Origin of the sequence: Streptomyces noursei, assembly GCF_016917755.1 — a bacterium.
GTDB classification, from domain to species: Bacteria; Actinomycetota; Actinomycetes; order Streptomycetales; family Streptomycetaceae; genus Streptomyces; species Streptomyces yunnanensis.
The window spans coordinates 7828673-7854223 of the sequence record NZ_CP070326.1 but is presented as its reverse complement, the minus strand read 5'-3'; the positions used below and the strand labels follow the sequence as shown (position 1 = coordinate 7854223).

Here is a 25551-nt window from a genome sequence, read left to right as displayed (position 1 = left end):
GGTCACCACGGGCAGCACCGCAACGGCCAACAGCGCAACGAACGTGCTCGCACCCAGCCCACGCAGCGCGTAGAACACGACGATGGGTGCGCTCACGTCCCAGACGAGTTGGAGCAAAAGGCGGCGGTTGCCGGAGCCCCCGGCGCGGGTCGTCACGACTCCTGCCTAGTGGCCAGGCGGGCCAAAGTGGTCAGTTCACGGACGCACTCCGCCAAGGTCAGCCGCGGCGGACGCGCCAAGCGCACGATCGCCGCATCGATCGCGGACTTCAACGTGAGCGCCATCAACTCCGTGTCGAACTCGCGGAATTCACCGCTCTCCTGCCCCGCACGCAAGATCGGCTCCAGGGCCTCGACATTGGCGCGCGCCGTGACCTCCACGCCAAAGCGCAACACACCCTCCGCATCACGCTCGTTCATGCAGATCTCCGACATCGCCACACTCGGCCAGGGTCTCGATCGCCGCCTCAGGACCGCGGCGAGGTCGCGTTCTCGATGCGCCTGCACAACCAACCAACACCTCAGGGCCATCGGGACTGCGCATCGGCACGTGAGCCCGACCACCGGCCCCTGGAAGATCGACGGTCGGGTTGTTGCCCGGAGTCCCCAGACTTCCTCACCACTTCACCATGACCAGGGAATTTCCGCCCAGCACCGTGATCTCTGCCCGACGGTGATCGCGAGACCGTCCCGAGATGTCGACCAGAGCCGCTTTGTACGTCCGCCGCCAGTCCGCCTACGTCAACTGCAGCCTGGTCAATGACCATCGTCGAGTGTGCTCGCCGGCCGGCGATGGTCTCCTGACCGTACCGACCTGACGTCGATTCGGTTGATCCGGCTCAGTGCCGTACAGTTCATCGTGCCGTCGCGGGGTGGAGCAGCTCGGTAGCTCGCTGGGCTCATAACCCAGAGGTCGCAGGTTCAAATCCTGTCCCCGCTACTCAGAAGTGAAGGCCCGGTATCCACCGGGCCTTCACTGCATGCGGACCCCAACAGATCTGGGTCTCTCCCATGAGCCGGGGTAGACCACCGGGCATCCGGTGTCGCAGGCGGTCGCAGAGGCGATGGTCGGCCTGCACGCCACCGACCCTGCGACCGTCTTCCTCGCCACGGCCGCCCGCATGCGCCGGCCCACCGGCGCCGCCATCGAACGCGCCCTCCACGACACCGCCACCGGCACCCCGGCACGTCGTCACCTCCCCCGGCAATCCGTATGAGTCCCAGCAGCGCGTGAGCGCCTCCAACCTGGGCGTGCTCGCCGCCGAAGGCCGCATCTGCCGGGCTCGGCCCGCAGGTTCCTGGACCTCCGCACCAATTCCGATGGCCCCGGCCCATTCCCTGCCGTAGATACCCATGGCCGCAGCCGAGACGACGCTGGCCCACCACTACCTCACCGCTTCCCCTGCGGGTATGTAGCTGGCGTCCAGGCCAGCCGGCGTCGCCCGGACCGGCCGGGTGCGGGCAGTGGATGGCGAAGGTGAGTCGGGGCGAAGTTGGTCTTCGGTTCAGCGCGTGCGTTGCGCCGGCGGAGGTAGGCGGCGATGGTGGCGTTCTGCTCGGCGTGGGTGCGGTGGGCGGTGCCGTCGAGGGCGAAGTGGCGCAGGGCGGCGGACTCCGCTTCGTTCCGGTTCAGCCAGGAGCCGTAGGTCGGCAGGAAGACCAGTTCGGCGTCGTTGTCGGCGGCCCAGGTGCGGATCTCGGTGTGCTTGTGCGGGGAGAATCTGTCCAGCACCAGGTACAGCTTCTCCCCGGGCCGGCGATTGCGCAGGGCTTTGAGTAGACCGAGGAACTCGCGCCACCGCTCGCGTTTGCTGATCCGGTAGAAGATCTTCCCGGTGACCAGGTCGAGAGCGGCGGGCATGTGCATCACGCCGCCGTAGCGGTGGTCGGTGGTCCGCAGCCGGCGGGGCCTGCCGGCTGGACGCCATGCTGTGCCCTTTCGGGGCATCAGGTTGAGCGGCCCGAACCCGTCGACACATATCACCCGCCCGTCGGTCGGCGGGGTGTCGTACAGGGCCAGGACCCGGTGCATCTTGCGGATGTGCTCGTGCACCCGCTCACTGATCGTCTGGGGGCGCCCCCGCTCCATTTTGCGTCCAGCGCGTCGAACCCCCGTTGAAGGCGTGGATGACGTCGCGGACGTAGTCCTCGCTGACCTGCGTCAGCGAGGCGATGCCCTTGGCCGTCTGGCCCTGGGTGGGCATCAGCACCACGATCGCCCGCTGCAGCCGGACCCGGTCCCTCGCGCTCCGGCTGATCCGCTGAAGCCGACGCCCCTCATCCATTCATCCATGCTGACCGGCCGTACGAGAACACTCGGTCGACGTCCCACGACCACCTCCAGCATCAAGATCTGGAGACGGTCTGCTGACCATCGGGCAACACGTCGATTGCCCGGTCAACGATGCAAGCCGAGCCACCAGCCGCAGCCCTCGGCTGCCACAGACGCCTGACCCGCCTCACCGCACAAAACACGGTCTTGGCCGCGGCACTATCGTCTTCGGCCATGACGGAAGGCCCACCCCCGCGCTCAGGCGGTGTCACGCTCCTCTCGACGGCCTCCCCTCTCAGACCGATCCGGAGGCGGCCCGGACGTGGTAGTTAGGTGGCCGATGCATGACCATGGCGACGACTGCACGGGCTGACCGCTGCCCGATGGCGCTCGCGTACGCGCTGCGGTCCTACAGCTTGGTCATCTTGTCGTACGGGCTCAAGATCCGCATTTGCGCGGTGCCGAAATCCACGAGCGCCGCGATTCCGTCCTCGATGCCGATCACCCGGCCGAGGCCGTACATGTCGTGTGTGACCTGGTCGCCCACGGCGAAGTGCTTGGGAGTCGGGGGGACCGGTGCTTTGAAGGGACTGGTGAGCAAATGACGCTTCGGTGCAGCAGGCTTTGTCATTGCCCCCAGTATGCACCTCGCACTGCGCTGGTTGCTCACTCTTGAGGTGAGGAGTGGGTGACGTTGGACTCCACGCCGGCCGGAGCCGAGGCCGAGCCCGCCGATCGGCCAGCAGACGGGCGGATACGGGTGGTTCGGCCGGACTGGAGGCCGAACCACCCGTACCCTTCGTGGTGTCTACGGCGTCACATAGCGGGCGCCAAACACTGGAGGCAATACCTCGTGCTGATTGCTCAGCGTCCGTCACTGACCGAAGAGGTCGTCGACGAGTTCCGCTCCCGGTTCGTGATCGAGCCGCTGGAGCCGGGCTTCGGCTACACCCTCGGCAACTCCCTCCGCCGCACCCTCCTGTCGTCGATCCCCAGCGCTGCCGTCACCAGCGTCCGCATCGACGGTGTCCTGCACGAGTTCACCACCCTGCAGGGCGTCAAGGAAGACGTCACCGACCTGGTCCTCAACATCAAGCAGCTGGTCGTCTCCTCGGAGCACGACGAGCCGGTCGTGCTGTACCTGCGCAAGCAGGGCCCGGGTCTGGTCACCGCCGCCGACATCACGCCGCCGGCCGACGTCGAGGTGCACAACCCCGACCTCGTCCTCGCCACGCTGAACGGCAAGGGCAAGCTGGAGATGGAGCTGACCGTCGAGCGCGGTCGCGGCTACGTCTCCGCCGTGCAGAACAAGCAGGCCGGCCAGGAGATCGGCCGGATCCCGGTCGACTCCATCTACTCGCCGGTGCTCAAGGTCACGTACAAGGTCGAGGCGACCCGCGTCGAGCAGCGCACCGACTTCGACAAGCTGATCGTCGACATCGAGACCAAGCAAGGAATGCGGCCGCGTGATGCCATGGCCTCGGCCGGCAAGACGCTGGTCGAGCTGTTCGGTCTGGCCCGTGAGCTGAACATCGAGGCCGAGGGAATCGACCTGGGCTCGTCACCGACAGACGTTGCCCTGGCCGCCGACATGGCGCTGCCGATCGAGGAGCTGGAACTCACCGTCCGCTCCTACAACTGCCTCAAGCGTGAGGGCGTCCACTCCGTGGGCGAGCTCGTCGCGCGCTCCGAGGCGGACCTGCTCGACATCCGCAACTTCGGTACGAAGTCGATCGACGAGGTCAAGGCGAAGCTGGCGGGCCTGGGCCTGGCCTTCAAGGACAGTCCGCCCGGATTTGACCCGATCACCGCCGCCCTCGACGCAGACGACCAGGCGAGCCCGGGTTTCATGGGGACCGAGCAGTGATGAACGCCGCGCGTCGTCGTGACTGCCGCCGAGCCGCGGGCAGACACGCAGCTGGTAGCGAGGCTGTCTAGTGCCGCATCGAGCAACGTTCGCCCTGCCTGTACGGTCAGGACATGGATGCCAGCGGTCAGCCCACTCTCGATGAGATCGAAGATCGCTTCGTCGAGCTTGTCGCGGGGCGGCTGTCCCGCGACGAGGCCGACTGTTGGGCGGCGAGGTGGGTGACGGAGGACGGGGCCGTCTGGGACGTCCTTTCCTGGTGGGCACTGAACCTGCTCTACGGAATCGATCTCCCCGCAGGCGAGAAGGGCGATTACCTGCACGACGACGAACAGGTTCGGGCATGGCTCGCTGAGCTGAGAAGACGCCGAGCGGAGTGAAACAGCCACAGCGTCCTCCCCCTCACGGTCGCTGCCAGGCCGTGCGCTGGCCGAACGGGTACGGGAGCTCGATGACGATGAGGGCCAAAAGGCTGCTGCGTCATCCGTAGGGTCACGGGGTCGGTGGTGATCTGGCGGCGGGCCCTGTTGGTGCTGCTGCCCGCGCAGGGAATACCCGTGGCGAAGATGGCCGAGGGGAGGTTCGCCAGCGCGGACCGGGTCCGGGACGTGATCCACCACTTCAACGTCGACGGCTTCGACTCCCTCTACCCGAAGTGCAAGGGCGGCCGGCCCAGAACCTGCACCCTTCCCGCATGCCGGGAGATCAAGAAGATTGCCGAGTTCAAGCCGGCCGAGCACGGCCCGAGGCCGGGTAGTTGGCGCTTTCTGCGCCCCGGCAAACGCCGGCTGCGAGGGGGCGTGTGAGGGCGGAACGCGACCAACGGAGCTCCGTTGGCACAGGCAGTCGACCAAGGCAGCCTGTTGCCGAGGAGTCCCGTTGTCCGAGCGCTATGTCCTGCCATCGGGCCGGACGGTTTTCTCTCGGGTGACCACTGTGGCGCAGGGAGTGTTCGCGCCGGGCATTTGGGGGAGTTGGCTGCGCAGGTGTCGTTCGGGCTCGTCGATGCGGTCCTGGAGGAGACTTCGGCAACTAACTCTTCCCATCCGGTTCTTCGGACGGCGGTCCTTCGGGTGGCGGCCCCTCGGACGGTGGCCGGATGAGCGTCCCGATGCCGGCGCAGAGCAGGTCCAGGCTGCGGGTGAACTTCTCGTCCGGCCCGTGCGCGGCCGCGGCGACCGCCGTCCGGGGGAAGCCCCGGTGGAGGGCGGTGACGTCCTCGGTGGAGACCGGCACCGCGGGTGGCTCGCTCTGCTCCTGGAGCACGTAACCGGTGACGTGGCTGAGCACGGTGTCGGCGGCGGTGCCGCAGTGCTCCGGGGGCACGCCGGCCTCGGCGAGGGTGGCGAGCAGCCGTTCCATCAGCGAGAGGGCGCCGGGGCTGAGGGTTTTCGGGCTGCCGGCGAGCATGATCGCCCCGCCGGGGTGCTGCTGGATGCTCTGCCGCAGGGCGACGGCCTGCGCCGTGACCCGCGCCGGCCAGCCTGCCTGCGCCGGCAGTCCGGCCAGGGCGGCGGTGCCGGCCTCGTATGCCTGCCCGGCCACCCGGTCGGCCATCAGCTGGAGCAGTGCGGCCTTGCTGGGCACGTGGTAGTAGAGGCTGCCGGCGTGCACGTCGAGGCGGTCCGCGACCCGGCGCATGGAGAATCCGTGGTAGCCGGTCTGGGCGAACACCGCCATCCCCGCGTCGATGATCAGGTCTGCGGTCAGCTTCACGGTCGCAGTCTAGCGAGCCGAGCCAGCTTTCAAACAGTGTTTGAAAAAACTCCGGGGCGCGCTAATGTCGTGATCAGCGAAATCGAACACGGCTTGGAGGGGGGTGGTGACGATGGACATCCTGTTGTTCAACGTGACCACGGCGGCACTGATGGTGCTGATGTTCAACGGCGGTCTGGCCCTGGTCGGCCAGAGCACACTGGGACGGCGGCGGATCCCCTGGGCCGGCGTCGGCCTGACCGGGCTCGCGCTCGCCGGGGTGGCCCTCCAGCTCTGCTGGTCGGGGGCGATGGATGCGCTCGACGCGGACCCGTCGAAGTCCGGCTGGTGGCGTGTGGTCACCTCGGTCTTCATGCAGAACGGTGGCTTCGGCGGGGCGGCCTGGAACATCGTCACCCTCGCCGCCGTCGCGGCCTTCGCCGACTGGTTCTGGGGTGCGCCACTGACGCTCGGTCTGTTCGCCGCAGGCATCCTGCTGCCGGAGCAGATCGACAGGCTGTGGGGCCAGACCTCCCACAGCACCGACCCCCGCAACTTCGCGGGCAGTTCCGGTGCCACCTACTTCCTGGGCGCGACGCTGGCCGCGGCCCTGCTCTTGCGCGGCGGCGCCGACGAGAACTCCGGCAAGGCCGCCGGGGAGGGCTCCGACGACGAGGGCACGAGTCGCGGCAAGGCCGTCCGCAAGAACCGGCTGCTGGCGCTCGGCGTGCCGGTGCTCGGACTGGCGATGTGGTTCGCGCAGGAGAACGGGCACGGGCTGGTCTCCTGCTACGGCTTCGCCCTCGGCGCACTCGCCTGGGCCGCGTTCCGCACCGTCCTGCACCCGGACCGCGACCTTCGGAAGCCGCCGCGCACGACGGTCGCCTCGCTGACCGGGCTCGTCGGCCGGCGGTCCGGCAGCGCCGGCTAAGCCGGCAGGCCCGCCCCATCCCACCCGCGCCCTATTCACCGTGACCATGAGGGAGTCAGCATGTCGGAAAACCTGCGCTGGGAAGTGTCGAAGGTCGTCGACCAGGAGGTGGCCAAGATCCTGGAACAGACCGACCGTGACGTGGCCCGTACGGTCAACCGCGCGCTGGGCGTGAGCGACGGCGCCCCGGCGTTCGACACCGCCCGCTGGCAGGCCCGGCTCGGCGAGCTCCTGACCACTCACCACATCCCCGGCGCCGCCCTCGCCGTGCTCGCCGACGGCGAGATCCACGAGGTGGCCGCCGGCGTCCTGCACACCGGCACCGGCGTCGCGGTGACCCCGGACTCCGTGTTCCAGATCGGCTCCGTCAGCAAGGGCTACACCGCCGCCATGGTGGTGCTGCTCGCCGACGCGGGGAAGTTGGACCTCGACGCGCCGGTCACGGACGTCCTGCCGGACTTCGCGGTCGCCGACGCCGGTGCCACCCGGACGATCACGCCGCGCCAGCTGCTCAACCACACCAGCGGCATCGAGGGTGACTACGTCAACGACACCGGCCGGGGCGACGACTGCCTGGCCCGCTACATCGAGGGCGCGCGGACCGTCGGCCTGACCAACCCGCCCGGCGCGACCATGTCGTACTCCAGCACCGCCTACAACGTCCTCGGCCGGATCGTCGAGGTGGTCACCGGCCAGACCTGGGACGAGGCGCTCAAGGAACTGCTCCTCGCCCCGCTCGGGCTGGAGCACACCATGACCCTGCCCGAGGAGGTGCTGCGCTTCCGCGCCGCCATGGGGCACATGGGCGAGCCGGGCGAGACCCCCGTCCCCACCCCGCTCTGGAACATGATGCCGCGCTCGGCCGGCCCGTACGGCGGGATCAGCGCGACCGCCGCCGACGTGGCCCGGTTCGCGCGGGCCTTCGTGGACGGCGGCGCCGCGCCGGAAGGCACCCGGGTATTGCCGGCCGCCGTGGTCGACGCGATGCTGACCCGCGAGGTCGAGATGCCCGACCAGTGGTTCCTCGGCGCCCACTGGGGCCTGGGCTGGGGCCTGTTCGAGTGGGACGGCGCGCGCGGCTTCGGCCACGACGGCAGCACCTTCGGCCAGCTCGCCTACCTGCGTGCCATCCCGGAGAAGGGCCTCGCCATCGCCCTGCTGACCAATGGCGGCGGCGCCGCGCCCAAGGTCTTCGAGGCACTCTGCCGCGAGCTCTGCGCCGAACTCGCCGGGGTCACCATGCCCGCGTTCGCGCCGGCCTCCGAACCCGTGGCGGTGGAGACGGAGCCGTTCCTCGGCAGCTACAAGCGCGAGGGCTTCCTGATGACCATCGCCGACGGCGACGGCGGCCCGGGCACACTGCGGCTGAGGTACGAGGGCGCGGACGGCCTGGCGGGCACCTTCGACCCGCTGGTCTGGCACCTGACTCCGGTCTCGCACACACCGGTGAAGACGGTGTTCGCCGGCCGCCGCAACGAGAAGGACGCCTGGATACCCGTCGTGTTCTACGTCCTCGCCGACGGCAGCCGGTACGTCCACTTCGGTGTCCGCGCTACGGCCAAGTCCGCCTAGTGCCGTGACCGCATAGGACGCCCTTGACTACGGATCAGGTTCGCCGGGTTCGGCCTTGTTCCAGGATCCGATGGGCATGGGGGACCTGTTCATAGCCGCCGGCGTGCAACCCGTGCGGTCGCCGTGGCGTCAGTCGTGGTGGCCGCACGGGTTGTGCCGTTCGTCGTGCTTCTGGTCCTGCCAGGGACGGTGGTGGACCACGGTCTGGTCGGTGCCCACCTTGCCCCAGCAGACCGGATGAACGCGGTGAACAACGTGCGCACCACGCTCCTGCAGGCGATCGGTGGCGCGGTCGTCCGGTCTGGCGCGTACGCCACCTGGCGGCAATTGCGTGTCAGCCAGGACGGGCTGAACGCCACCCGAGAGGGCGACGTCACCGATCCGTGCGCTCGCTGGAGACCCACACCGCCGAGGCTCAGGGGGCGCTCACCCGCCTCGGGGGCCTTGGCCAGGAACGCAACCCGGGTTCGCTCAACGTCGGCTTTGCCTACCTGCGCCGAGCCGACGGCGACGGGCTGTGGCTGAACGGCGTCGACCTCGACGGCACATGTCTGGAAGCGGCGAACGTGTACCAGGTCAACCTGAGTGGGGCGTCACTGACCGAGGCTGACCTGCGGCATGCCGAACTCCCTGACCTTCACTGCGCCTTCGGCACGTTGTTGTGTCCTACGGCAGTTGGCCGGCGCCACGTTGGCGTCATTCAGCCTGCCTGAGGATCATGGTGGGGAAATCCCCCGGACGGGTGGGGTGTTCGTCCCAGTGTGCCGAGCGTTCCGGGAGCGGCAGAGTTCAGTCATGGACTTTTCTCGGCTTTGTGGAAGATCAGCCAAGCGCGGTGTGCTCGCTCTGGTGTGCGCCGTGACCGTACTGACGGTGACAGGGTGCGGCGATGACCCTCAGCGGTCCTCCTCGCCTGCCGCCTCTCCCTCGTACCAGCAGCCCGCAGCACGCGGATCGGTGATCTCTGCGACCGCCGTGGCGGACTTGGACGCCAAGGAGGTCGTGGCTCGCCTGGCGAAGACCGGCATCGATGTGACACAGGTCCGCTACGGCGTGCGGGCCCACCGGATCGTGTATCGCACCGTCGACATCAAGGGCAGGCCCACCACGGCGAGTGAGCTGGTCGCGATGCCGAAGAGCGATGACCGCGACCTTCGGGTGGTGTCCTGGCTGCACGGCACGCAGGTGTACCGAGGGGAGGTGGCCTCGGTGAATGACCGGTCCCCCGACCGGGCCACGGCGTTGCTGTTCGCCTCGACCGGCCGAGCGGTGTCCGCACCGGACTACCTCGGCCTGGGAAAGGGCCCTGGGACCCATCCGTACGGGAACCCGGAGGCGACCGTCAGCGCTTCGGTGGATGCCTTGCGGGCGGCTCGTGCCTTCGCGCGCCAGGACGGTCGCACGCTCGACCGGCGTGTACTGGTCAGCGGGTTCTCCCAGGGCGGACCGGCCACGATGCTCGTCGGGCGGGCCCTGCAACAGGGCGTCGACCCGTATTTTCGTCCGGGTGCTCTGGCTCCGATCTCCGGCCCGTTCGATCTGAGTGCCTTCGAGGCCGCAGCAGCAGCCGACAAGGTCGCCCGGTCATCGCTCTACCTCGCGTATTTCGCCACCGCCTGGAACCGGATGTACGGCCTGTACGACACGGCGGCCCAGGCATTCCGTGCCCCCTACGACAAGGCGGTGGACACCCTGTTCGACGGAGAGCACCAGGCGTCGCAGATCGCGGCCGCGCTGCCGGCGACCTCGAAGGAACTGTTCACCGAAGAGTTCCTCCGGAAGATGCGCAACCCCACGGGGAATCTGCAACGGAAACTGCAGGTGATGGATACCACCTGTGACTGGCGGCCCGCAGTCCCGGTGCGCCTCTTCCACGCCAGGGGCGACAAGGACGTCTCCTATGCCAACTCCCTGTACTGCCAACGTCAGCTGGCTTCCCACGGGGCCGACCAGCAGCTCAGCGATGTCGGGCAGTTCGACCATTCCACGACGGTCCTCAAGGCCCTGCCACAGGTGGTGCGCGAGTTCGACTCCGCCCGCTGAGCCGGCCCACGATCGGCTGGCGGCCACGGGGAGGCCGAACCTTCTGGCAGAGGTCGTCTTCTCCCGTGCAGCGGGCCGAGGGGTCTCGTCGTCGTGGCGTTGGGAGCGTGGCCTCAGCCGATCTGCCCGGAGCGGGAGTGCACATGCGGGAACGGATGTACGCAGTCTGCGGATTGCTGCGGCAAGGGATTCGTGGCACCCGCGTGAACCGCTCGATTCCGGCAGCCCGGACAGGCAGCGGACACTGCATGTCGCCTGCGGGGCGTCGAGGGAGTCGCAGTCGCTGCCGGGTCCACCATCCCAGCGATCCCGGAAAGCGGCACCACCACGACCGCCCTGCTCGCCGCAGCAGGAAACCTTCCGGTAAACCGAGCCCTTGTTCTCGCCACCGGACCAGCGCTCCCGCATCTGCGGCCCGAACCCTCCGCGGAGAGCCTCAACACCACCCACGCGAGGAAGGAGCCGGTCATGCGCGCCCTCAAAGTGCGTGTCGAAGTCAACCGTGCGGAGCTCGCAGTGGGAGCCTGCGCCGGGCGTCGTCACTGGGAGGGCGCGCGGGTGGTCCGGTCCGGCTGGGCCTCGATCCAGCCGGAGGGGACTTGCGAGTACCGCGGACGGAAGGCCACTGGGGCGGTGCAGATGGTCTCTTGGCCGCCTGATGCCGATGTCGAGGCCGTTGACCGACTGCTGATCCGCGGTGTGCTGCACGAGGTTCAAGGTGGGCCGCTGCCGTGGCGGTTCGGTTCGTTCCTCTCATCCATGTCAAGACGCGGCAGGTGACGGGCCGAGTGTCCTGGGATCTGACTGATGTCCACCACGACCAACTCCTCCAGCTCCCCGGACGGCGGATCTTCCGGCTCCGGAGACGCAGGGGACGATCCCGGTGCGACCGTGCACCTCCCCTCCGCCGCACGCAAGGAAGATGTCTCCCTCCCCTAGCTCGGTCCCGTCGGCTGGACGCGTTGGATCTGGCGTCAGCTGACCTCCATGCGGGTGGCGCTGATGCTGCTTTTCCTGCTCTCACTCGGTGCTGTTCCCGGCTCGCTGACCCCGCAGGCCAGCACCGAACCCGGTCAGGGTCGACGAGTTCAAGACCGCCCACGCGACCCTCGGCGAGATCTACGACAAGTTGGGGATGTTCCACGTCCACAGCTCGGTGTGGTTCTCGGCGGTCTACCTGCTGCTGTTCGTCGCCCTCATCGGCTGCATCGTGCCGCGTGCCTGGCAGTTCGTCGAACAGTTCCGCCGGCGCACGCCGGCCGCGCCGCGGAGGATGACCCGGCTTCCTCTTCCTCGGAACGGGCGGCGCGGAGCACAAGGCATCGATCGAGGTGAACGACCCCCTCGACATGGCCGATTCCAAGGTCTACCTGATCTCGCACGGCTACGCGCCGACGGTCACCGTCAAGGGCGGCCGCGGCAAGGACGTCTACCGGGGCTCGGTGCCCTTCCTGCCGCAGGACGCGAAGAACTTCACCTCGACCGGCGTGATCAAGGTGCCAGACGCCAAGACCAAGGACGGCAGGCCCGACCAGCTCGGATTCCAGGGCTTCTCCTCCTCACAAGACCCCGCCCAACCCACCGACCGCATGTGATCGTGTGGCGTGTCGCGGGGCGTGGTGCCGTCGCGCGGTCGCCCGGCGTTCCTCTTCCGGGTGGTGCCCGTCTGGGGTATGGGCCGGCGATCTCCGGCTGCACTCCTGCGAGTTGACGCAGTTTCACCTCCTCCCGTGTTGTTGCCGCGAGCCCACGCCCCTCAGCGTCCGGTGTCATCCGAAGGTCTGACACGGCTTCGCGCGGTCCGACCGAGGTCGCCCATCGGAACGGGAACTGCGGCTGATTTCACGGCCTGCTTGCGCCGGGACGATGGAACGGTCCCCACAAGGCAGTTCCCCTACGGACAAGCGAGTGTCGTGAGCGTCGCCTGATCCCATACGGCGGTGTCCGGCCTCGGTGCCGTGGGACAACCGACAGCGAGAGGACGTACCGAAGATGGCCAAGCTGCAGAGCCTGGACCCGAATACGCCGATGTTCGCGCAGTTCAAGGAGAAGACCGGACCCATCGTCCTGGCCAACACCTTCTTCGTCCCGAAGGAGAGGACCGAGGCATTCCTGAGCCTCTTCGGAAGGCAGGCGGAGTTCATGAAGGCTCAGCCGGGATTCGTCTCCCTGCAGATGCACAAGGGAACGGCGGACAGTCAACTCCTGATGAACGTCGCGGTCTGGGAGTCGACCGAGGCGCTCGCCACGGCGTTCGGCAGCCCGGAGTTCCAGCGCATGGCCGTCGAGTTCCCCGAGGACATCGTGTCGTACCCGCACATCTTCGAGCAGATCGACGTATGACACGGCAGCTGTGACCGGGGGAGGGCAGCCGGAGAAGCCCTGCCCTCACCCGGGCAGACACCCATCCATGCACCATGTCGGGCCGCCACGGCCGCCGAGGGCCCCACCATGCGTAGCCCCGTCCCCGAGGAGGAGTCGCCATGCTCGGGGAACGGAACCACACCCTCGCCCCCCCCGCCCGTGGTCGCGGAAAACGTCACCTTCAGTGGTGGGGATCAGTGTCCCGGGTCGCATGGCCCGCCCCTGCCGGGTCACCAACACCGTGGGTGACCCGAGGGTGGCTTTGTCGATCAGTTATGGGAGGGGTCGGGGCCGACGGCCGTGCTGAGAACGTCTGCCGCCAGTGCTCGGCCGCCTGGATCATGTCGTGGGTGAGGTGTTGGAAGAACTGGCTCGTTGTGTGCAGTCGGGCACCGACGGGCGTGGAATTGCCGAACAGTTCGGCTCCCCGTTGGGTGAGTTCCGCCCACCTGACCATCGATTGGGTGCTAGCCTGCCATGCCTGGTACCCGGGGGAGTCGTCGATGAGGTACCGCTGTCGCCGGCCGTCGCGTTCGCGCCTGACCAGCCCCCGCTGTTCCAGCCAGCCGACGGCCTTGGAGACGGAGGCCGGGCTGACCTGTAGCCGGGCGACGAGCCCGGCGGAGCCGATGCTGCCGGTGTCGCTGGTGAACAGGCACGTCAGGACCCTGGCCATCATCGCCGGGACCCCGGTCTGGATCATCATCTCGACGAGCCCGTCCTCGAACTCGCGCTGTGCCTGCGGGTCGCACCCATCGGTGCCCGCCGCGGGCGGCGTGCCGGGGTGCGTCTCACGGCGGCGGGCCCGCCACTTGGTGGCCTGTTGCGCCTGGTTCGCCCGATAGCCGCGAGCCCCACCGTTACGCGCGACCTCGCGGCTGATGGTCGACCCCGGCCGCCCCAGTCGGCGAGCTATCTCGGCGCAGCTGAGCCCCGCTGCCAACCCGGCCGCGACATGCCGTCGCTCCTCGTAGGTCAGACGACCTCCAGGCATCCTGCCCTCCCGTTCCACCGCCTCGTGACGATGCACGAACCGATGCATTCAGCTGCATGTCATTGCATCGAACTTCTCGCTTCTACCTGCATTGATACAGGAGTTGACTGGTGGCCATGCGAAGTGCGGCTCTAGTTTTTCGCGTATCGCAAACGAAGCATGTGGAAGGAGCAGCCCGCTATGACCGTAGTCCTGCCGACCCAGCGTCCTGCCGACCGGCCGTTCGACCCGCCCGAGGGACTGGCCGAGCTGCGCGCGCAGCGTCCCCTGAGTCGGCTCAACTACCCGGACGGGCATGTGGGGTGGCTGGTGACCGGCCACGCCCTGGTCCGCGAGGTGCTGGCCGATGCGCGGTTCAGCGCCAGGTCCGAGCTGCGGCATCTGCCGTTTCCCGGCGCACCCGCCGGCAACCAGCCCGCACCACCGGGAATGTTCACCGCCATGGACGCCCCCGAGCACACCCGCTACCGCCGCCTGCTCACCGGCCAGTTCACCGTCCGTCGTATGCGTCAGCTCACGGAGCACATCGAGGCCATCACCGCCGAACACCTCGACGCGATGGAGCGGCACGGCGGCCCGGTGGACCTGGTGGACGCCTTGGCGCAGCCGATCCCGGCACAGGTGATCTGCGAACTGCTCGGCGTGCCCTACGCGGACCGGGCCCGCTTCCAAGGGCACGCGCTGGACCTGTTCCGCCTGGATGCCTCACCGGAGCGGATGGCGGCCGCGTATGCGGCGGTGCAGGAGTTCCTCGGCGAGCTGGTGGCGGCCAAACGCGCCGAGCCCACCGAGGACCTGCTCAGCGGCCTGACCACCACCGATCTCAGCGACGAGGAGCTGGTCAACATCGGCTTCGTACTGCTCGGCGCCGGCCTGGACACGACCACCAACATGATCGCGCTGGGCACCTTCGCCCTGCTGACCCACCCCGACCAACTCACCGCCCTGCGCACGGAACCGCGCATCGCCGCCCAGGCAGTCGAGGAGCTGCTCCGCTATCTGAGCATCATCCCCGGCACGGTACGTACGGCACTGGAGGACGTCGAACTGCACGGCCGGCTCATCAAAGCCGGCGAGTCGGTCACCGTCTCGGTCCCCGCAGCCAACCGCGACCCCCAACGCTTCCCCGATCCCGACACCCTCGACCTGCACCGACCGACCAGCGGACACATGGCCTTCGGGCACGGCGTCCACCAGTGCCTGGGCCAGCAACTCGCACGCGTGGAGATGCAGGTGACACTTCCCGCACTGCTCACCAGATTTCCCACGCTGCGCCTGGCAATCCCGGCCCAGGACGTGGCCATGCGCGCCGACATGCTCATCTACGGCGTGCACGAGCTGCCCGTCGCCTGGCAGGTGTAGAGGCGAGGGAACCGATCGCCGGCCCTGCCGTCGCCGCCGCCCACACCACCGGCCAGACCGCCATCGAGCCGGCTCAGGAGCTTCCCACGCTGCCTGGGCACGGTCCCGCGAAGGGCGAGGAGAGATGGACACCGCCCGGCCTCGCGGTGGGCGTGGCGCCGCCCGTCCGGGCCCGGAACGTGCACCGAGAGCCAACACCCGACGGGTTCGGCCGGGGCGAGCGGCATGTCGGTGGGCCGATCGCGCGCCGAGGCCCCAGGAGTGACCGGGTGAGAACGGGCAGTCCCCGCACTCCGGCGGGCAGAGCCGTGGAACGAGGAAACCAGACGCGGTCCGCCATGCCCGTACACCGCGTCGGACTGGTCGTCCACCAGGGCCGGGACGCCGCCCGGGAAGCATCCAGCGTCGTGCACGCCTGGTGCGAGGCGCACGAGGTCCCCTGCACCGAGATCGACGTCTGGTCGACGGATCAGCACCGCCGTTCCGCGCGCGAGGAGGCCCGCGCGGCCGGCGCCCCCGACCTGGTCGTCACCCTGGGAGGGGACGGGACTTTCCTGCGCGGCGCCCGGATCGCCGTGAAGACCGGTGCCACCGTGCTCGGTGTCGATCTGGGCAAGGTCGGCTTCCTCACCGAAGCGCCGGCCTGCGACATCACCACCGCCCTCGACGCCGTCCATGCCGGCCACGCCCCGGTCGAGGAGCGCATGACGCTGACCGTGCGCGCCTCCCGCCTCCCGGAGGTGCCCGCCGAACTGGAGTCCTTGCTCTGCTACGGACGCGGCCCAGCCCTGCCGCCACCGCAGGCGCGACCGGAGAGCACCGCGGGCGACGGCTGGGGTCTGCCGCTGGACGTCAACGCCCTCAACGACGCCGGGCTCTGCACGCGCGTCTCACGCTTGATCTTGTGGCAGGTCGAGGTGGGGTGGCAGAGGTACGTGGGAGCAGATCGGCGCAACCGGCCGCTCTGCGACGCCTCGCCAGAGGCCGGGCCCACTGCCGGATCCAACAGGCCCGGCCCCAAAGCCGACTGCCGTGATGCCGGGACCGCACCGGACGAAGGGCGATGCCCCGCAGTTCGGCGCCGAGCAATCTGCGCGGCGTGTGAGCCGAGGCGGTGAACGGCTCCGCCGTGGTGACCGAGATGCGGTGACATTCATTGACGGTCCTGCTCGCGGGTCCGTACCGTCGCGGTCAATCCGCGCTCACCTGGAGGGACAGCCGCCATGCACATCGCCATCCTTACGTTCGAGGGGTACAACGAGCTCGACTCCCTGATCGCACTCGGAGTCCTCAACCGCATCAAGGCCGACGACTGGCGCGTCACCATCGCCACCCCCGGCCCCAAGGTGACGTCCATGAACGGGGTGGTCGTCGAGCAGATGTCCACACTGGAGGAGGCGTGCACCGCTGACGCCGTCATCATCGGTAGCGGCATCGCCACCCGTGAGGTCGTCGAAGATCCGGCGGTCATGAGTGTCCTGCGGGGGCTGGACCCCTCGCGCCAACTCATCGCGGCACAGTGCTCCGGCGCGCTCGTACTGGCCAAGCTCGGGCTGCTCAAGGACATCCCCGCCTGCACCGACCTGACCACCAAGCCCTGGGTCATCGCGGCCGGCGTCGAGGTGCTCAACCAGCCCTTCTACGCCAAGGACAACGTCGCCACCGCCGGCGGCTGCCTGGCTTCGCACTACCTCGCCGCCTGGGTCATCACCCGACTGGAAGGCAAGGACGCCGCCGAGGGCGCATTGCACTATGTCGCCCCGGTCGGCGAGAAGGATGAGTACGTCGAGCGTGCCTGGCGCAACATCACCCCCTACCTGCCCGTCCCCGCCCCCACGCCGACGCTCGTCTGACGCTTCGACCACCTTGCCCACGTTGACCTCGTCGCGGGCCAGCGGCTCCAGCGGTCCGTACCCGCCGGTGGCGACCCGGGCAGCCTGCTCCGTCGGCCGCGGTCAGCACGATCCGGGCCCGATGCACCTGCCGGGCCTGTGCTTTCGCCGAGGAGGTGACCTGTTGCAGCAGCTCGTGTGACTCCCCGTCCAGTGCCATGGCCACCGCCGCCCCTCGCCCCGATCCCGCCCTCCCAACGAGCGATCATGGCGGGATGCGGCCCGGTTCGGCAGGATGGGACCGTGCCGAAGAACCCGCCCGAGTCCATGCAGCACCACCTCCGCCAGCGCCTGAACGCCCATGCCGCCGGTCGCTGGCCGCAGTTGGCCCGGGTCCACGTCCGCTTCCGGACGGGCTTCGCCTACCTGGACGGCGAGTTGAAGGACGGCGAGCGAGTGCCTCTGTGCCGCCTGCGCTTCACCGGAGTACTGCACACCTGGGGCTTCGCCCTCTACCAGGCCGGCAACGACAGCTACCGGGACGGCATCCTGCCCAGCGGCCTGCCCGCCGGCTCGGCGGAGGAGGCCCTGGACCGCGCGGGCGACCTCTACCTCAAGCCTCACGCGCCGGGCGGCTCCGGGCCGGCCCGCGTGCCGGCGGGACTCGTGCTCCTCGTCGGCCCTCCGGCTTCCGGCAAGACCAGCTTCGTGCGGGCACTGATCGCGCGTGGGCAGATCGACGAGGACGCCGTGGTCTCCAGCGACGTGATCCGCGCGGAGCTCTTCGGCACCTCACCTACCGACGCGGACTCCGACGCGGCGGACGCTCGGATCTTCGAGGAACGCGACCGCAGGATCGTCGCCCGGCTCGCCGCCGGACACACAGCACTCGCCGAGTCCACGAACGTCACCCCACAGGCGCGCGCCCGACTCATCGCCATCGCCAGGCGCTTCAATGCCCCGGTGACCATGCTGCGATTTCCGCCCGACCTCGGCGCTCTCCTCCAGCAGCACGCGGAGCGGGACCGTACTGACATCACCGCCGCAGACGTCCGCGCCTACGCCGCAGTCATGGCCCGACACGCCGGGACTGACCAACTGCACGCCGAGGGCGCACACGCCGTCCACGACGTCCCCGGACGCCATCAAGGGGCCACGCCCGCCGAGGCCGCAGCCCACTTCTCATTCACCTGACACCCCGACGCATCCAGACGCGGCTTCCCGAGGCCCCACGCAGTTCTGCGGAGCAGCACTGGCGACTGGCGGGAACTGCCGGGAACTGCCGGGAACTGCCTGTCTGTCGGGGGCCGGTCGATGCGGTTCACCGGCGGACGGAGAGTGCCGTCGCTCGCTCCGCGGCTTTGGCTGTCATGGGTGGGGGTGGCGCGGCCTCGGGCGAGGCCGCGCCTCGGGTGTCGTCAGCGACGGGTGAAGGCGGTGTCGTAGTCCAGGCGCCCGCCCTTCATGCTGATCCACGTGCCACCGGCGGGCGTCGTGGACGCCGCCGGACGCCTTCCGATCCCGGTGTCGGGGCTGCCCTGGGCCACCGTCTGGGTGACCAAGACGGCGCCGTTTCGCACGTAGCCGTCATCGTCCTGCTCGTCGGTGAACGAGGCGGTCACCGCCATGCCCTTCGACGTCTGGAAGGGGATGTCCACCTCCTCCACGTAGCGGACCCACTCCTGCCGGCGCCCCGGGCGGCTCTGATAGTGGCGGATCTCGTAGCACATCAGGATGCTCCGATCTGCGGGAAGCGTGTGCGGGCAGCGGATCAGGTGGTGACCCGAAGGACGACCTTGCCGCGGGTACGACCGTTCTCTCCGCGGGTGTGGGCTGCTGCGGCCTGCTCCAGCGGAAAGACCTCCTCGACCTCCACCAGCACCTTGTCGGCGTCGAGTTCCCTGAGTTACGTGTGGCGGCCGCTGCTCGTGGTGGCGATGACATGAGCCCCACGTGCTTGGCGAACTGGACGGCGAAGTGGCCGACGCCACCGGCGGCGCTGTCGGTCGGCTGGCCGGTCGTGAGGGGCCGCGCCTCCGCTGGGGCGCGAAGCTACCCATCCCAGGCTGGAGTTGACGTGGTGGGTCCGGAAGCCTGAGGGTCGCCGCCCGGCTGTACCCGTCTCCAGCCCGCCGTGAGCCACTCGACCGCCACAGAATCTCCGACGCTTCAGCCCTCCCCGCTTTTTCCCCCAACCCGAGCAGCAGGGCTGCTCGTTTGACTGCGCAGCAGCGTCCGGTCGCAACGCGATGAAGACCGCCGGCGCCATGCGGGTCGGCCGAGGGTGCAACGGCCGGGCGGACCGGGCGCGCGAGCCGTCCTCGCCGGCGCCCGGGGGGCCGAGCTAACCAACGGCGTCCGCATGAGGTGTGGCTCTTCCCGACAGCGCAAGCAGTGCTGCTTGGGACGGCGATTCGGGCTCTGCCGCGTACAGCAGCATCGTCAGTTCCTGGTCCGGTGGGGGCAGTCGCACTGCCTGGAAGTGCAGCTCCAGCTGGCCGTACTCCGGGTGCTGGATGCGCTTGACGCCGTGTCCCTTCCTCTCGACCTCCTGTGACTCCCACAGTCGGGCGAACTCCGGGCTCTGTTCTCGTAGTTCGCCGACCACCTCGCACAGCCGGCCGCTGTCCGGGGTACGGCCGGCCTGGGCGCGCAGCTCGGCGACGACTTCGCGGCGGATCTGCGCGGCCTCCGGGTGCCTGGTCGCCACGTCCGGGTGGAGGAACATCAGCCTGGCGATGTTGCGCTCCTCCGACGACTGCTGCGCGAAACCGCACAGGAGTTGCCCGCCCAGCCGGTTGCACGCCAGCACGTCCATGGCGCGGCCGTAGATCAGGGCCGCGACGCCGTCCATCGCGTCGAGCACCGCGTGCAGGCCGGGCCGCACGACCTGCGGTGCTTCCCGGACCGGGCGGCACGCGGTCCCGCCGCGCGCTGCCCGGTGCACCACGTTCCGCAGGTATGCGTGCTCGGCCGCGGTCAACCGCAGCCCGCGGGCGAGGGCGTCCAGCACCTCCGGTGAGACGTTCCCGCCGCGGCCCTGCTCGATGCGTGTGTAGTACTCCACGCTGATGCCCGCCAGCCGGGCGGCCTCCTCACGGCGCAGCCCGCGCACCCTGCGCCGTGTCCCGCCGGGCGGCAGGCCGACGTCGGCCGGGTCGAGGGTCGCCCGGCGGGCCTTCAGGAACGCGTTGATCTCCGGCTCGGCATGCATCGGACCATCTTCCGGCATGCCGGGGCCAGTCTGGCCCTGCGGGTACCAGGATCCGCCGGGTCTGGTTGGTGCGGGGGCCGACGGCCAGGGTGGATTCCGACACCAGGTACACGAAGGGCATGGGAGCAGGCATGAACCGCAGGATCCTCGGCGGCACCGGGATATCCGTCAGCGAGTACACCCTCGGCGCGATGATGCTCGGCGCGTGGGGCACCAAGGATCACGACGAGGCCGTGCGCATCGTGCACACTGCCCTCGACGCCGGCATCAACACCATCGACACCGCGGACATGTACTCCGACGGCGAGTCCGAGGTGATCGTCGGGAAGGCCCTGAAAGGCCGCCGGGACGACGTCGTCCTCGCCACCAAGTTCCACAACCCCATGGGACCGGACGCCAACCAGCGTGGCAACTCCCGGCGTTGGATCGTCCGTGCGGTCGAGGACAGCCTGCGCCGCCTCGGAACCGACTGGATCGACCTCTACCAGGTGCACCGCCCCGATCCGAACACCGACATCGACGAGACCCTGTCGGCGCTGTCCGACCTGGTGCGCTCCGGCAAGGTCCGGGCGATCGGCTCGTCCACCTTCCCCACCGGAGAGATCGTCGAGGCCCAGTGGGTCGCCGAGAAGCGCGGTCATGTCCGCTTCCGCAGCGAGCAGCCGCCGTACTCGATCCTGACCCGCGCCATCGAGCGGGACGTGCTGCCCGCCGTGCAGAAGTACGGAATGGGCGCGCTCACCTGGAGCCCTCTCGCGGGCGGTTGGCTGTCGGGCAAGTACGGCGGCCCCGACGGCGCGGCACCGAGCGAGGCCACCCGCTCAGGTTTCCTGCCGCAGCTGTTCGACACGAGCCTGCCGGGCAACGCCGCCAAGCTCACCGCGGCCACCGAGCTGAAGAAGGTGGCCGCCGACGCGGGACTGACCCTGCCCGCACTCGCCACCGGATTCGTCCTCTCGCACCCCGCGATCACCTCCGTGATCATCGGCCCCCGCACCCACGACCAGCTCACCTCGCTGCTGGACACCGCAGGAACGGTGCTCAGCGGCGACATCCTCGACCGCATCGACGAGGTCGTGCCACCCGGCACCGACCTCAACCACGACATCACCCACTACGATCCGCCCGCGCTCACGGACAAGGCGCTGCGCCGCCGCTGACCCGGGCCGCGGGGCGCCCCACCCCCCCCTGGCCGGTGCTGGGTCGAAGCCCCAAGCCGGGGGTGTCTGACTTGTTGAATCGGCCGCAGGAGCTCGGTCTGCAGCCGTTGCGTCCAGGGTGCCGGTCGGTATGGGCTCGTGTCGTGTCTTGCCGCCCTGCGGGCTGGCTCATGATGAGTGTGCCGCCGCCGCCCGGCACCCGCGAGGTGTGCCTCGACAGAGGCATGAAGGTGCGTGACTGCTACTTCAAGTCGGAGTGCCCGCCGCACAGTTCTGTCCGTCAGCAGCCAGCTAGCCGGCCGGCTCCTCGACCCGGGGAAGGCCGGCGATCATCAGGTCGAGGGCGAATTCGAAGCGCTGGTCGAAGCTGTCGGGGCCGACGTGCGGCCGGACCGCGGCCAGGGCCGGGTAGGTGTCGGCCGGCACCTGGTCCGGGAGGAGGGCCGGTGCGGTCTGCTGGGCGGCCTGCTGTTCCTGGGTGAGACCCAGGGTCAGGTAGAAGATCGACCAGTGGGTCCACGCGGCCGTGCGTGGCGAGTGGCCGGCCGCCAGCAGGGCAGCGATCACGGTGTCGGCGTAGCGCAGCGTGTGGGGCTCGGCGGCGAACACGCCCGCGACCATTCTGGCGGCGTCGCGGTGGGAGAGCAGCGCCGCGCGGCAGCGGCGGCTCAGTTCCTTGAGCCGGTCGGGGAACGCCTCGGGCAGTGGCTCGTCGAGACAGTGCGCGAGGAGTTCGTCGGCGGCCAGTTCGAGCAGGCGGCCCTTGCTGGAGGCGTGCCAGCGGACGGTGTTGTGCTGCACCCCGAGCCGGGCCGCGACGGCGCGCATGGTCACCCCGTCCAGCCCGTGTTCGTCGAGGACCGCCAGTGTGGCGGCGACGATCTCACCCTGTGTCGTGCCCATCCGATGCGCCTTCCCGGTCGGCTTCCGCGCCTGTTGTCCCACCCCTGTTGTCCAATGGACAATTCTAAGGCATGCTCGCTCTTGTCCAATGGATAAGAATGAGGGGAAGTGGTCGTCATGCTCGACGTGCTCATCGCCGGGGCCGGCCCGGTGGGGCTCTGGCTCGCCGCGGAATTGCGCCTGCACAGGGCGGAGGTGACCGTCGTGGAACGCCGAGCGGCACCGGACGGACGATCGCGCGCGGTCGGCATGCAGGCCGGCACGCTGGACACCTTCGCCACCCGAGGACTTGCGGAGCGGTTCATCGAACGCGGCACCCCGGTGCCGACCGGCCACTTCGGCGCGGCGACCACCCGGCTGGACTTCTCCACAGTCGGGGCGGTGCACCCGTTCATGCTGGCGCTCGGCCAGTCCGTCACCGAACAGCTCCTGGAGGAGCACGCGGTTGCCGTGGGCGCCCGGGTGCTGCGCGGCGAGGAGGTCGTCTCGCTCACCCAGGGGCCGGACGCCGTCGAGGTGGTGATCCGGGCCGGCGGCACCCACCGGACCGTGCAGGCCCGCTGGGTGGTGGGCTGCGACGGCACCCGCAGCGCGGTGCGCCAGGCGGCCGGCATCGACTTCCCCGGCCAGGACACCACGCTGACCGGGTGGCTCGCCGACGTCGAACTCGACGATCCGCCCACCGCGCCGCTCGCCGCCACCGGGCCGGCCGGTTCGTTCCTGGCGGCCCCGATCGGCGACGGCGTCCACCGGCTGGCGGGCCTCTCCACGGCCACCATGCACCACGGCACCGGCGAACCGCTGACCCTGGAGGAGGTCCACGAGCAGACCCGCACGCTACTGGGACGTGACCTGGGCCTCCGCAACCCCCGGTGGCTGTCGCGCTACGGCAACGCCACCCGCCAGGCCGCACGGTACCGGGCCGGACGGGTACTGCTGGCCGGGGACGCAGCGCACATGTTCTTCCCGGCCGGTGGGCAGGGCATGAACCTCGGCATCCAGGACGCCACCAACCTGGGCTGGAAGTTGGCCGCCACCCTCCAGGGCCGGGCGCCGGACGGACTGCTCGACACCTACGACACGGAGCGCCGGCCGGCCGCCCGCGCCGTCATCGACAACACCCGCGCGCAGCTCGCCCTGTTCGCCGCGGTGAGCCCCGAGCAGATCGCGCTGCGCGAGGTCTGGTCCGCCGCGCTGGCCGAACCGCAGACCAACCGCCAGTGGGCCCGCCGAATCGCCGGCTTCGACGACCCCCACCCCGCCGTCACCGTGCCCGGCGCGCACCCACTGAACGGCACGCGACTGGCCGGCCTCGCCCTGGACGCGGCCGACGCCCCCACCGCCCACCCGCTGATGCACCACGGCCGGCCGCTGCTGCTGGACCTCGGCGGGACGCGGACGCCGTGTTCCGCAGACGGCCTGGAACAGCGGACCGTCACCGTCAACACCGAAGCGGCGGATCCGATCTGGCGGGACGTCACCGCCGTTCTGATCCGGCCGGACGCCCGGATCACCTGGGCCAGCACCGACACCGATCCGCAGCGCCGGGCCGCGGACTGCCTCACCGCCCTGCGCACCCTGTGCCGCTGAGCGCGCTCGGTGAGCCCCCCGCCGGACCCGCCCGGCGCCGCTCCCTTACGGACCAGGCCGGATCAGCGCGTGACTCCCAGCCCCAGCCGGGGGGTACCCCATCCATATCCATGCGTCCATCGCACGGCGGGGCCACAAGCCAGAGCGCACGCGCTCGTGGATGAACGACTACGGCACGCCGCGGCGCTGCACCGAGAGGAGAGGCAAGGTCGTGGACTTCTGCCTCTCCTCTGAAACTTCGTCCTGCCCGGTGCTCTCTCGTCAAGTCCAACGGCTTTGCGACGATGGTTGGTTCCCGATGGGGACGTGATGTTTCGCCCAGCCCGTTGACCTGTCGCAGCACACCCAGACGGCCCCATACTCCAGGGCCTGACGAACCGACGGGCGAAGGAGCACGGTGAGCGCAGCGGCGAGCGCAGGTACCTGGAAGCTCGGGGACCTGGAGGTGAATCGCATCGGCTACGGCGCGATGCGGCTGACGGGCAACGGCATGAGGGGGAACTCCGACGGCGCGCCGATCGACCGCAATGCCGCCGTCGGCCTGCTGCACAGAGCGTTCGAGCAGGGTGTCAACCACATCGACACGGCCGCCTTCTACTTCTCACCACTGCGGTCCGCGAACGAGATCATCAACCGCGCCCTCTCGTCCTGGCACGGCGACGTGGTCGTGGTGACCAAGGTCGGCCCGACACGCGATCCCTCCGGCGAGTGGCTCTCCACAGTCCGCCCCGACCAACTGCGCGGCCAGGTCGAGGAGAACCTGCGCCAGCTCGGCCGGGACTACCTGGACGTGGTGAACCTGCGCGCCGGCGGCCCCCGCACAGCCTCGATCGCCGAGCACTTCGGCGCCCTCGCCGAGCTGCGCGATGCCGGCCTGGTCCGGCACCTCGGGCTCTCCGCTGTCCTGCCCGAGCACGTGGCCGAGGCCCAAACGATCGCGCCCGTGGCCTGCGTGCAGAACTCCTACGGCCTGGACCGGCGCCGCGCCGACGAGAGTGGGCTGGTGGACCTGTGCGGGGAGCAGGGCATCGCCTTCGTCCCGTTCTTCGTGGTCTCCGGCCTGCGGCGTGAGGCAGCCGCAGGCCGGGAGCAGGACGCGCGCGTCCAGTCCGTTGCCCGCGCCCACCATGCGACGCCGGCCCAGGTGCGGCTCGCCTGGACCCTCCACCGCGGTCCGCATGTGCTGGCCATTCCCGGCACCAGGAACCCGGCGCACCTGGCGGAGAACATCGCCGCAGGAGCCCTGCGCCTGACCGACGAGGAGATGGCCCTCCTCGACAAGCCGGACGAGAGCACCGGCTGGGCCTGAGCGCGATCCGCATCAGTGTGTCGTCCCCGCACACACGGGGGTAGCTCTGTTGAGGGCCAGAGAGGGGCACGTCCCGCCGCGAGATCCCCGCCGACCACTCGCTCGCGCGGTTCGCGGTCACCGGCATGGGCCTGAAACGGCGGGTCCACCCGTTCGCTGCTGCCCTCACCTCCCCTCGACACCGCACTCCTCGACGACCTCACCCGTACCGCTGAACGTGACGACATCGAGAAGACCGTCGTCGGCGCCGTCATCGCGGACGGGGCCGGGAGGGTCCTACTCGTGCACTGGACGGCCGACTACTACCCCCGGCGGACTGCGGAAGCTTCCGTCCGGCGGCGTCGACGAGGGCGAGAACCTGATCGAGGCCCTGCGGCGGGAGGACGCCGAGAAGACCGGCCTGGCAGTCTCCGCCGTCGGCGACCACCTCGGCCACTTCGATGA

Annotated in this window: 25 protein-coding genes, 1 tRNA gene and 4 pseudogenes; 20 read left to right on the top strand and 10 right to left on the bottom strand. The window is 69.6% G+C overall.

What is annotated here, in order from left to right; all coding sequences use genetic code 11:
* Window positions 1-152: 152 nt before the first annotated feature.
* Window positions 153-419 (bottom strand): hypothetical protein, encoded by a 267-nt coding sequence (locus tag JNO44_RS34305; RefSeq protein ID WP_240167788.1) that lies wholly within the window; start codon window positions 417-419, stop codon window positions 153-155.
* A 446-nt stretch (window positions 420-865) separates the two neighbouring features.
* Here JNO44_RS34305 and JNO44_RS34300 point away from each other — a divergent pair.
* Together JNO44_RS34300 and JNO44_RS34295 are read left to right on the top strand one after the other, a co-directional pair.
* Window positions 866-939 (top strand) — tRNA-Met (locus JNO44_RS34300).
* Window positions 940-1039: 100 nt separating this feature from the next.
* Window positions 1040-1216 (top strand): hypothetical protein, encoded by a 177-nt coding sequence (locus tag JNO44_RS34295; RefSeq protein ID WP_205367837.1) that lies wholly within the window; start codon window positions 1040-1042, stop codon window positions 1214-1216.
* 173 nt (window positions 1217-1389) lie between these two features.
* Here JNO44_RS34295 and JNO44_RS34290 read toward each other — a convergent pair whose 3' ends face one another.
* The 3 genes from JNO44_RS34290 to JNO44_RS34280 all read right to left on the bottom strand — a co-directional run bounded on the left by JNO44_RS34290 (window position 1390) and on the right by JNO44_RS34280 (window position 2902).
* Window positions 1390-2088, bottom strand: coding sequence for an IS630 family transposase (locus JNO44_RS34290; RefSeq protein WP_205371038.1), 699 nt, complete (start codon window positions 2086-2088; stop codon window positions 1390-1392).
* Window positions 2057-2284: a helix-turn-helix domain-containing protein gene (locus tag JNO44_RS34285; RefSeq protein WP_205367835.1), complete on the bottom strand. Its 228-nt coding sequence runs from the start codon at window positions 2282-2284 to the stop codon at window positions 2057-2059. Before JNO44_RS34285 ends, JNO44_RS34290 begins: the two co-directional genes overlap by 32 nt.
* 396 nt (window positions 2285-2680) lie before the next feature.
* Window positions 2681-2902 (bottom strand): hypothetical protein, encoded by a 222-nt coding sequence (locus JNO44_RS34280; RefSeq protein ID WP_205367834.1) that lies wholly within the window; start codon window positions 2900-2902, stop codon window positions 2681-2683.
* 222 nt (window positions 2903-3124) lie between these two features.
* Here JNO44_RS34280 and JNO44_RS34275 point away from each other — a divergent pair, with 222 nt between their 5' ends.
* The 3 genes and pseudogenes from JNO44_RS34275 to JNO44_RS43945 all read left to right on the top strand — a co-directional run.
* Window positions 3125-4138, top strand: a complete 1014-nt coding sequence (locus tag JNO44_RS34275; protein WP_205367833.1) for a DNA-directed RNA polymerase subunit alpha — start codon at window positions 3125-3127, stop codon at window positions 4136-4138.
* 113 nt (window positions 4139-4251) lie between these two features.
* Window positions 4252-4518, top strand: a complete 267-nt coding sequence (locus JNO44_RS34270) for a hypothetical protein (RefSeq protein ID WP_205367832.1) — start codon at window positions 4252-4254, stop codon at window positions 4516-4518.
* 46 nt (window positions 4519-4564) lie between these two features.
* Window positions 4565-4899: pseudogene (locus JNO44_RS43945) on the top strand (hypothetical protein); the annotation flags it as partial.
* 271 nt (window positions 4900-5170) lie between these two features.
* On the opposite strand, the gene JNO44_RS34260 reads toward JNO44_RS43945, so the two are convergent.
* A complete protein-coding gene (locus JNO44_RS34260; protein WP_205367831.1) occupies window positions 5171-5854 on the bottom strand; it encodes a TetR/AcrR family transcriptional regulator in 684 nt (227 codons plus the stop codon).
* A 112-nt stretch (window positions 5855-5966) separates the two neighbouring features.
* Here JNO44_RS34260 and JNO44_RS34255 point away from each other — a divergent pair, with 112 nt between their 5' ends.
* From JNO44_RS34255 to JNO44_RS34230, 6 genes and pseudogenes are all read left to right on the top strand, one after another.
* Entirely contained in the window at window positions 5967-6764 is a 798-nt protein-coding gene (locus JNO44_RS34255; protein ID WP_205371035.1) for a hypothetical protein, read from the top strand.
* 60 nt (window positions 6765-6824) lie between these two features.
* On the top strand, window positions 6825-8336 hold the full coding sequence (locus tag JNO44_RS34250; protein WP_205367830.1) for a serine hydrolase domain-containing protein: 1512 nt from the start codon (window positions 6825-6827) through the stop codon (window positions 8334-8336).
* Between the two features lie 383 nt (window positions 8337-8719).
* Entirely contained in the window at window positions 8720-9049 is a 330-nt protein-coding gene (locus tag JNO44_RS34245) for a pentapeptide repeat-containing protein (RefSeq protein ID WP_240167787.1), read from the top strand.
* 244 nt (window positions 9050-9293) lie between these two features.
* The gene (locus tag JNO44_RS34240) at window positions 9294-10379 is read left to right on the top strand and encodes a lipase family protein (protein WP_240167786.1); all 1086 of its coding nucleotides are present in this window, start codon (window positions 9294-9296) and stop codon (window positions 10377-10379) included.
* Window positions 10380-11186: 807 nt separating this feature from the next.
* A pseudogene (locus JNO44_RS34235) lies at window positions 11187-11932 on the top strand (cytochrome c biogenesis ResB family protein); the annotation flags it as partial.
* A 439-nt stretch (window positions 11933-12371) separates the two neighbouring features.
* A complete protein-coding gene (locus tag JNO44_RS34230; RefSeq protein WP_205367829.1) occupies window positions 12372-12722 on the top strand; it encodes an antibiotic biosynthesis monooxygenase family protein in 351 nt (116 codons plus the stop codon).
* A gap of 202 nt (window positions 12723-12924) precedes the next feature.
* Here the strand turns inward: JNO44_RS34230 and JNO44_RS34225 are convergent, their stop codons facing one another.
* Window positions 12925-13737 carry a helix-turn-helix domain-containing protein gene (locus JNO44_RS34225; RefSeq protein WP_205367828.1) on the bottom strand — a complete coding sequence of 271 codons (813 nt, stop codon included), beginning with the start codon at window positions 13735-13737 and terminating at the stop codon, window positions 12925-12927.
* Between the two features lie 180 nt (window positions 13738-13917).
* Between JNO44_RS34225 and JNO44_RS34220 the strand changes: the two genes are divergently transcribed.
* The 4 genes from JNO44_RS34220 to JNO44_RS34205 all read left to right on the top strand — a co-directional run bounded on the left by JNO44_RS34220 (window position 13918) and on the right by JNO44_RS34205 (window position 18125).
* Window positions 13918-15099: a cytochrome P450 gene (locus JNO44_RS34220; RefSeq protein WP_205367827.1), complete on the top strand. Its 1182-nt coding sequence runs from the start codon at window positions 13918-13920 to the stop codon at window positions 15097-15099.
* A gap of 338 nt (window positions 15100-15437) precedes the next feature.
* Window positions 15438-16217 (top strand): NAD(+)/NADH kinase, encoded by a 780-nt coding sequence (locus JNO44_RS34215; protein ID WP_338058592.1) that lies wholly within the window; start codon window positions 15438-15440, stop codon window positions 16215-16217.
* A gap of 105 nt (window positions 16218-16322) precedes the next feature.
* Window positions 16323-16952 carry a DJ-1/PfpI family protein gene (locus JNO44_RS34210; RefSeq protein WP_205367826.1) on the top strand — a complete coding sequence of 210 codons (630 nt, stop codon included), beginning with the start codon at window positions 16323-16325 and terminating at the stop codon, window positions 16950-16952.
* A gap of 282 nt (window positions 16953-17234) precedes the next feature.
* Window positions 17235-18125 carry an ATP-binding protein gene (locus JNO44_RS34205; RefSeq protein WP_205367824.1) on the top strand — a complete coding sequence of 297 codons (891 nt, stop codon included), beginning with the start codon at window positions 17235-17237 and terminating at the stop codon, window positions 18123-18125.
* 224 nt (window positions 18126-18349) lie between these two features.
* On the opposite strand, the gene JNO44_RS43940 is transcribed toward JNO44_RS34205, so the two are convergent.
* The 3 genes from JNO44_RS43940 to JNO44_RS34190 form a co-directional block, all read right to left on the bottom strand.
* Entirely contained in the window at window positions 18350-18661 is a 312-nt protein-coding gene (locus JNO44_RS43940) for a hypothetical protein (RefSeq protein ID WP_240167785.1), read from the bottom strand.
* A gap of 41 nt (window positions 18662-18702) precedes the next feature.
* Entirely contained in the window at window positions 18703-18807 is a 105-nt protein-coding gene (locus JNO44_RS44885; RefSeq protein ID WP_338058591.1) for a zinc-binding dehydrogenase, read from the bottom strand.
* Window positions 18808-19275: 468 nt separating this feature from the next.
* Complete coding sequence (locus tag JNO44_RS34190) at window positions 19276-20145, bottom strand: helix-turn-helix transcriptional regulator (RefSeq protein ID WP_205367822.1); 870 nt, start codon at window positions 20143-20145, stop codon at window positions 19276-19278.
* 131 nt (window positions 20146-20276) lie between these two features.
* Between JNO44_RS34190 and JNO44_RS34185 the strand changes: the two genes are divergently transcribed.
* Window positions 20277-21305 (top strand): aldo/keto reductase, encoded by a 1029-nt coding sequence (locus JNO44_RS34185; RefSeq protein WP_205367820.1) that lies wholly within the window; start codon window positions 20277-20279, stop codon window positions 21303-21305.
* A 291-nt stretch (window positions 21306-21596) separates the two neighbouring features.
* Here the strand turns inward: JNO44_RS34185 and JNO44_RS34180 are convergent, their stop codons facing one another.
* Window positions 21597-22208, bottom strand: coding sequence for a TetR/AcrR family transcriptional regulator C-terminal domain-containing protein (locus JNO44_RS34180; RefSeq protein ID WP_205367818.1), 612 nt, complete (start codon window positions 22206-22208; stop codon window positions 21597-21599).
* Between the two features lie 117 nt (window positions 22209-22325).
* On the opposite strand from JNO44_RS34180, the gene JNO44_RS34175 reads away from it, so the two are divergent.
* The 4 genes and pseudogenes from JNO44_RS34175 to JNO44_RS45280 all read left to right on the top strand — a co-directional run.
* The gene (locus tag JNO44_RS34175) at window positions 22326-23798 is read left to right on the top strand and encodes an FAD-dependent monooxygenase (RefSeq protein WP_205367816.1); all 1473 of its coding nucleotides are present in this window, start codon (window positions 22326-22328) and stop codon (window positions 23796-23798) included.
* A 106-nt stretch (window positions 23799-23904) separates the two neighbouring features.
* A pseudogene (locus JNO44_RS45285) lies at window positions 23905-24027 on the top strand (IS5/IS1182 family transposase); the annotation flags it as partial.
* 168 nt (window positions 24028-24195) lie between these two features.
* Entirely contained in the window at window positions 24196-25107 is a 912-nt protein-coding gene (locus JNO44_RS34170) for an oxidoreductase (RefSeq protein ID WP_205367814.1), read from the top strand.
* Between the two features lie 217 nt (window positions 25108-25324).
* A pseudogene (locus JNO44_RS45280) lies at window positions 25325-25537 on the top strand (NUDIX hydrolase); the annotation flags it as partial.
* Window positions 25538-25551 lie beyond the last annotated feature (14 nt).

Bases quoted from the DNA above. Each gene is read 5' to 3' on its own strand.
- JNO44_RS34305 (WP_240167788.1), bottom strand. From the start codon at position 419: ATGAACGAGCGTGATGCGGAGGGTGTGTTGCGCTTTGGCGTGGAGGTC.
- JNO44_RS34290 (WP_205371038.1), bottom strand. From the start codon at position 2,088: ATGGAGCGGGGGCGCCCCCAGACGATCAGTGAGCGGGTGCACGAGCAC.
- JNO44_RS34285 (WP_205367835.1), bottom strand. From the start codon at position 2,284: ATGGATGAGGGGCGTCGGCTTCAGCGGATCAGCCGGAGCGCGAGGGAC.
- JNO44_RS34280 (WP_205367834.1), bottom strand. From the start codon at position 2,902: ATGACAAAGCCTGCTGCACCGAAGCGTCATTTGCTCACCAGTCCCTTC.
- JNO44_RS34270 (WP_205367832.1), top strand. From the start codon at position 4,252: ATGGATGCCAGCGGTCAGCCCACTCTCGATGAGATCGAAGATCGCTTC.
- JNO44_RS34255 (WP_205371035.1), top strand. From the start codon at position 5,967: ATGGACATCCTGTTGTTCAACGTGACCACGGCGGCACTGATGGTGCTG.
- JNO44_RS34250 (WP_205367830.1), top strand. From the start codon at position 6,825: ATGTCGGAAAACCTGCGCTGGGAAGTGTCGAAGGTCGTCGACCAGGAG.
- JNO44_RS34230 (WP_205367829.1), top strand. From the start codon at position 12,372: ATGGCCAAGCTGCAGAGCCTGGACCCGAATACGCCGATGTTCGCGCAG.
- JNO44_RS34225 (WP_205367828.1), bottom strand. From the start codon at position 13,737: ATGCCTGGAGGTCGTCTGACCTACGAGGAGCGACGGCATGTCGCGGCC.
- JNO44_RS34220 (WP_205367827.1), top strand. From the start codon at position 13,918: ATGACCGTAGTCCTGCCGACCCAGCGTCCTGCCGACCGGCCGTTCGAC.
- JNO44_RS34215 (WP_338058592.1), top strand. From the start codon at position 15,438: ATGCCCGTACACCGCGTCGGACTGGTCGTCCACCAGGGCCGGGACGCC.
- JNO44_RS34210 (WP_205367826.1), top strand. From the start codon at position 16,323: ATGCACATCGCCATCCTTACGTTCGAGGGGTACAACGAGCTCGACTCC.
- JNO44_RS43940 (WP_240167785.1), bottom strand. From the start codon at position 18,661: ATGTGCTACGAGATCCGCCACTATCAGAGCCGCCCGGGGCGCCGGCAG.
- JNO44_RS34190 (WP_205367822.1), bottom strand. From the start codon at position 20,145: ATGCATGCCGAGCCGGAGATCAACGCGTTCCTGAAGGCCCGCCGGGCG.
- JNO44_RS34185 (WP_205367820.1), top strand. From the start codon at position 20,277: ATGAACCGCAGGATCCTCGGCGGCACCGGGATATCCGTCAGCGAGTAC.
- JNO44_RS34180 (WP_205367818.1), bottom strand. From the start codon at position 22,208: ATGGGCACGACACAGGGTGAGATCGTCGCCGCCACACTGGCGGTCCTC.
- JNO44_RS34175 (WP_205367816.1), top strand. From the start codon at position 22,326: ATGCTCGACGTGCTCATCGCCGGGGCCGGCCCGGTGGGGCTCTGGCTC.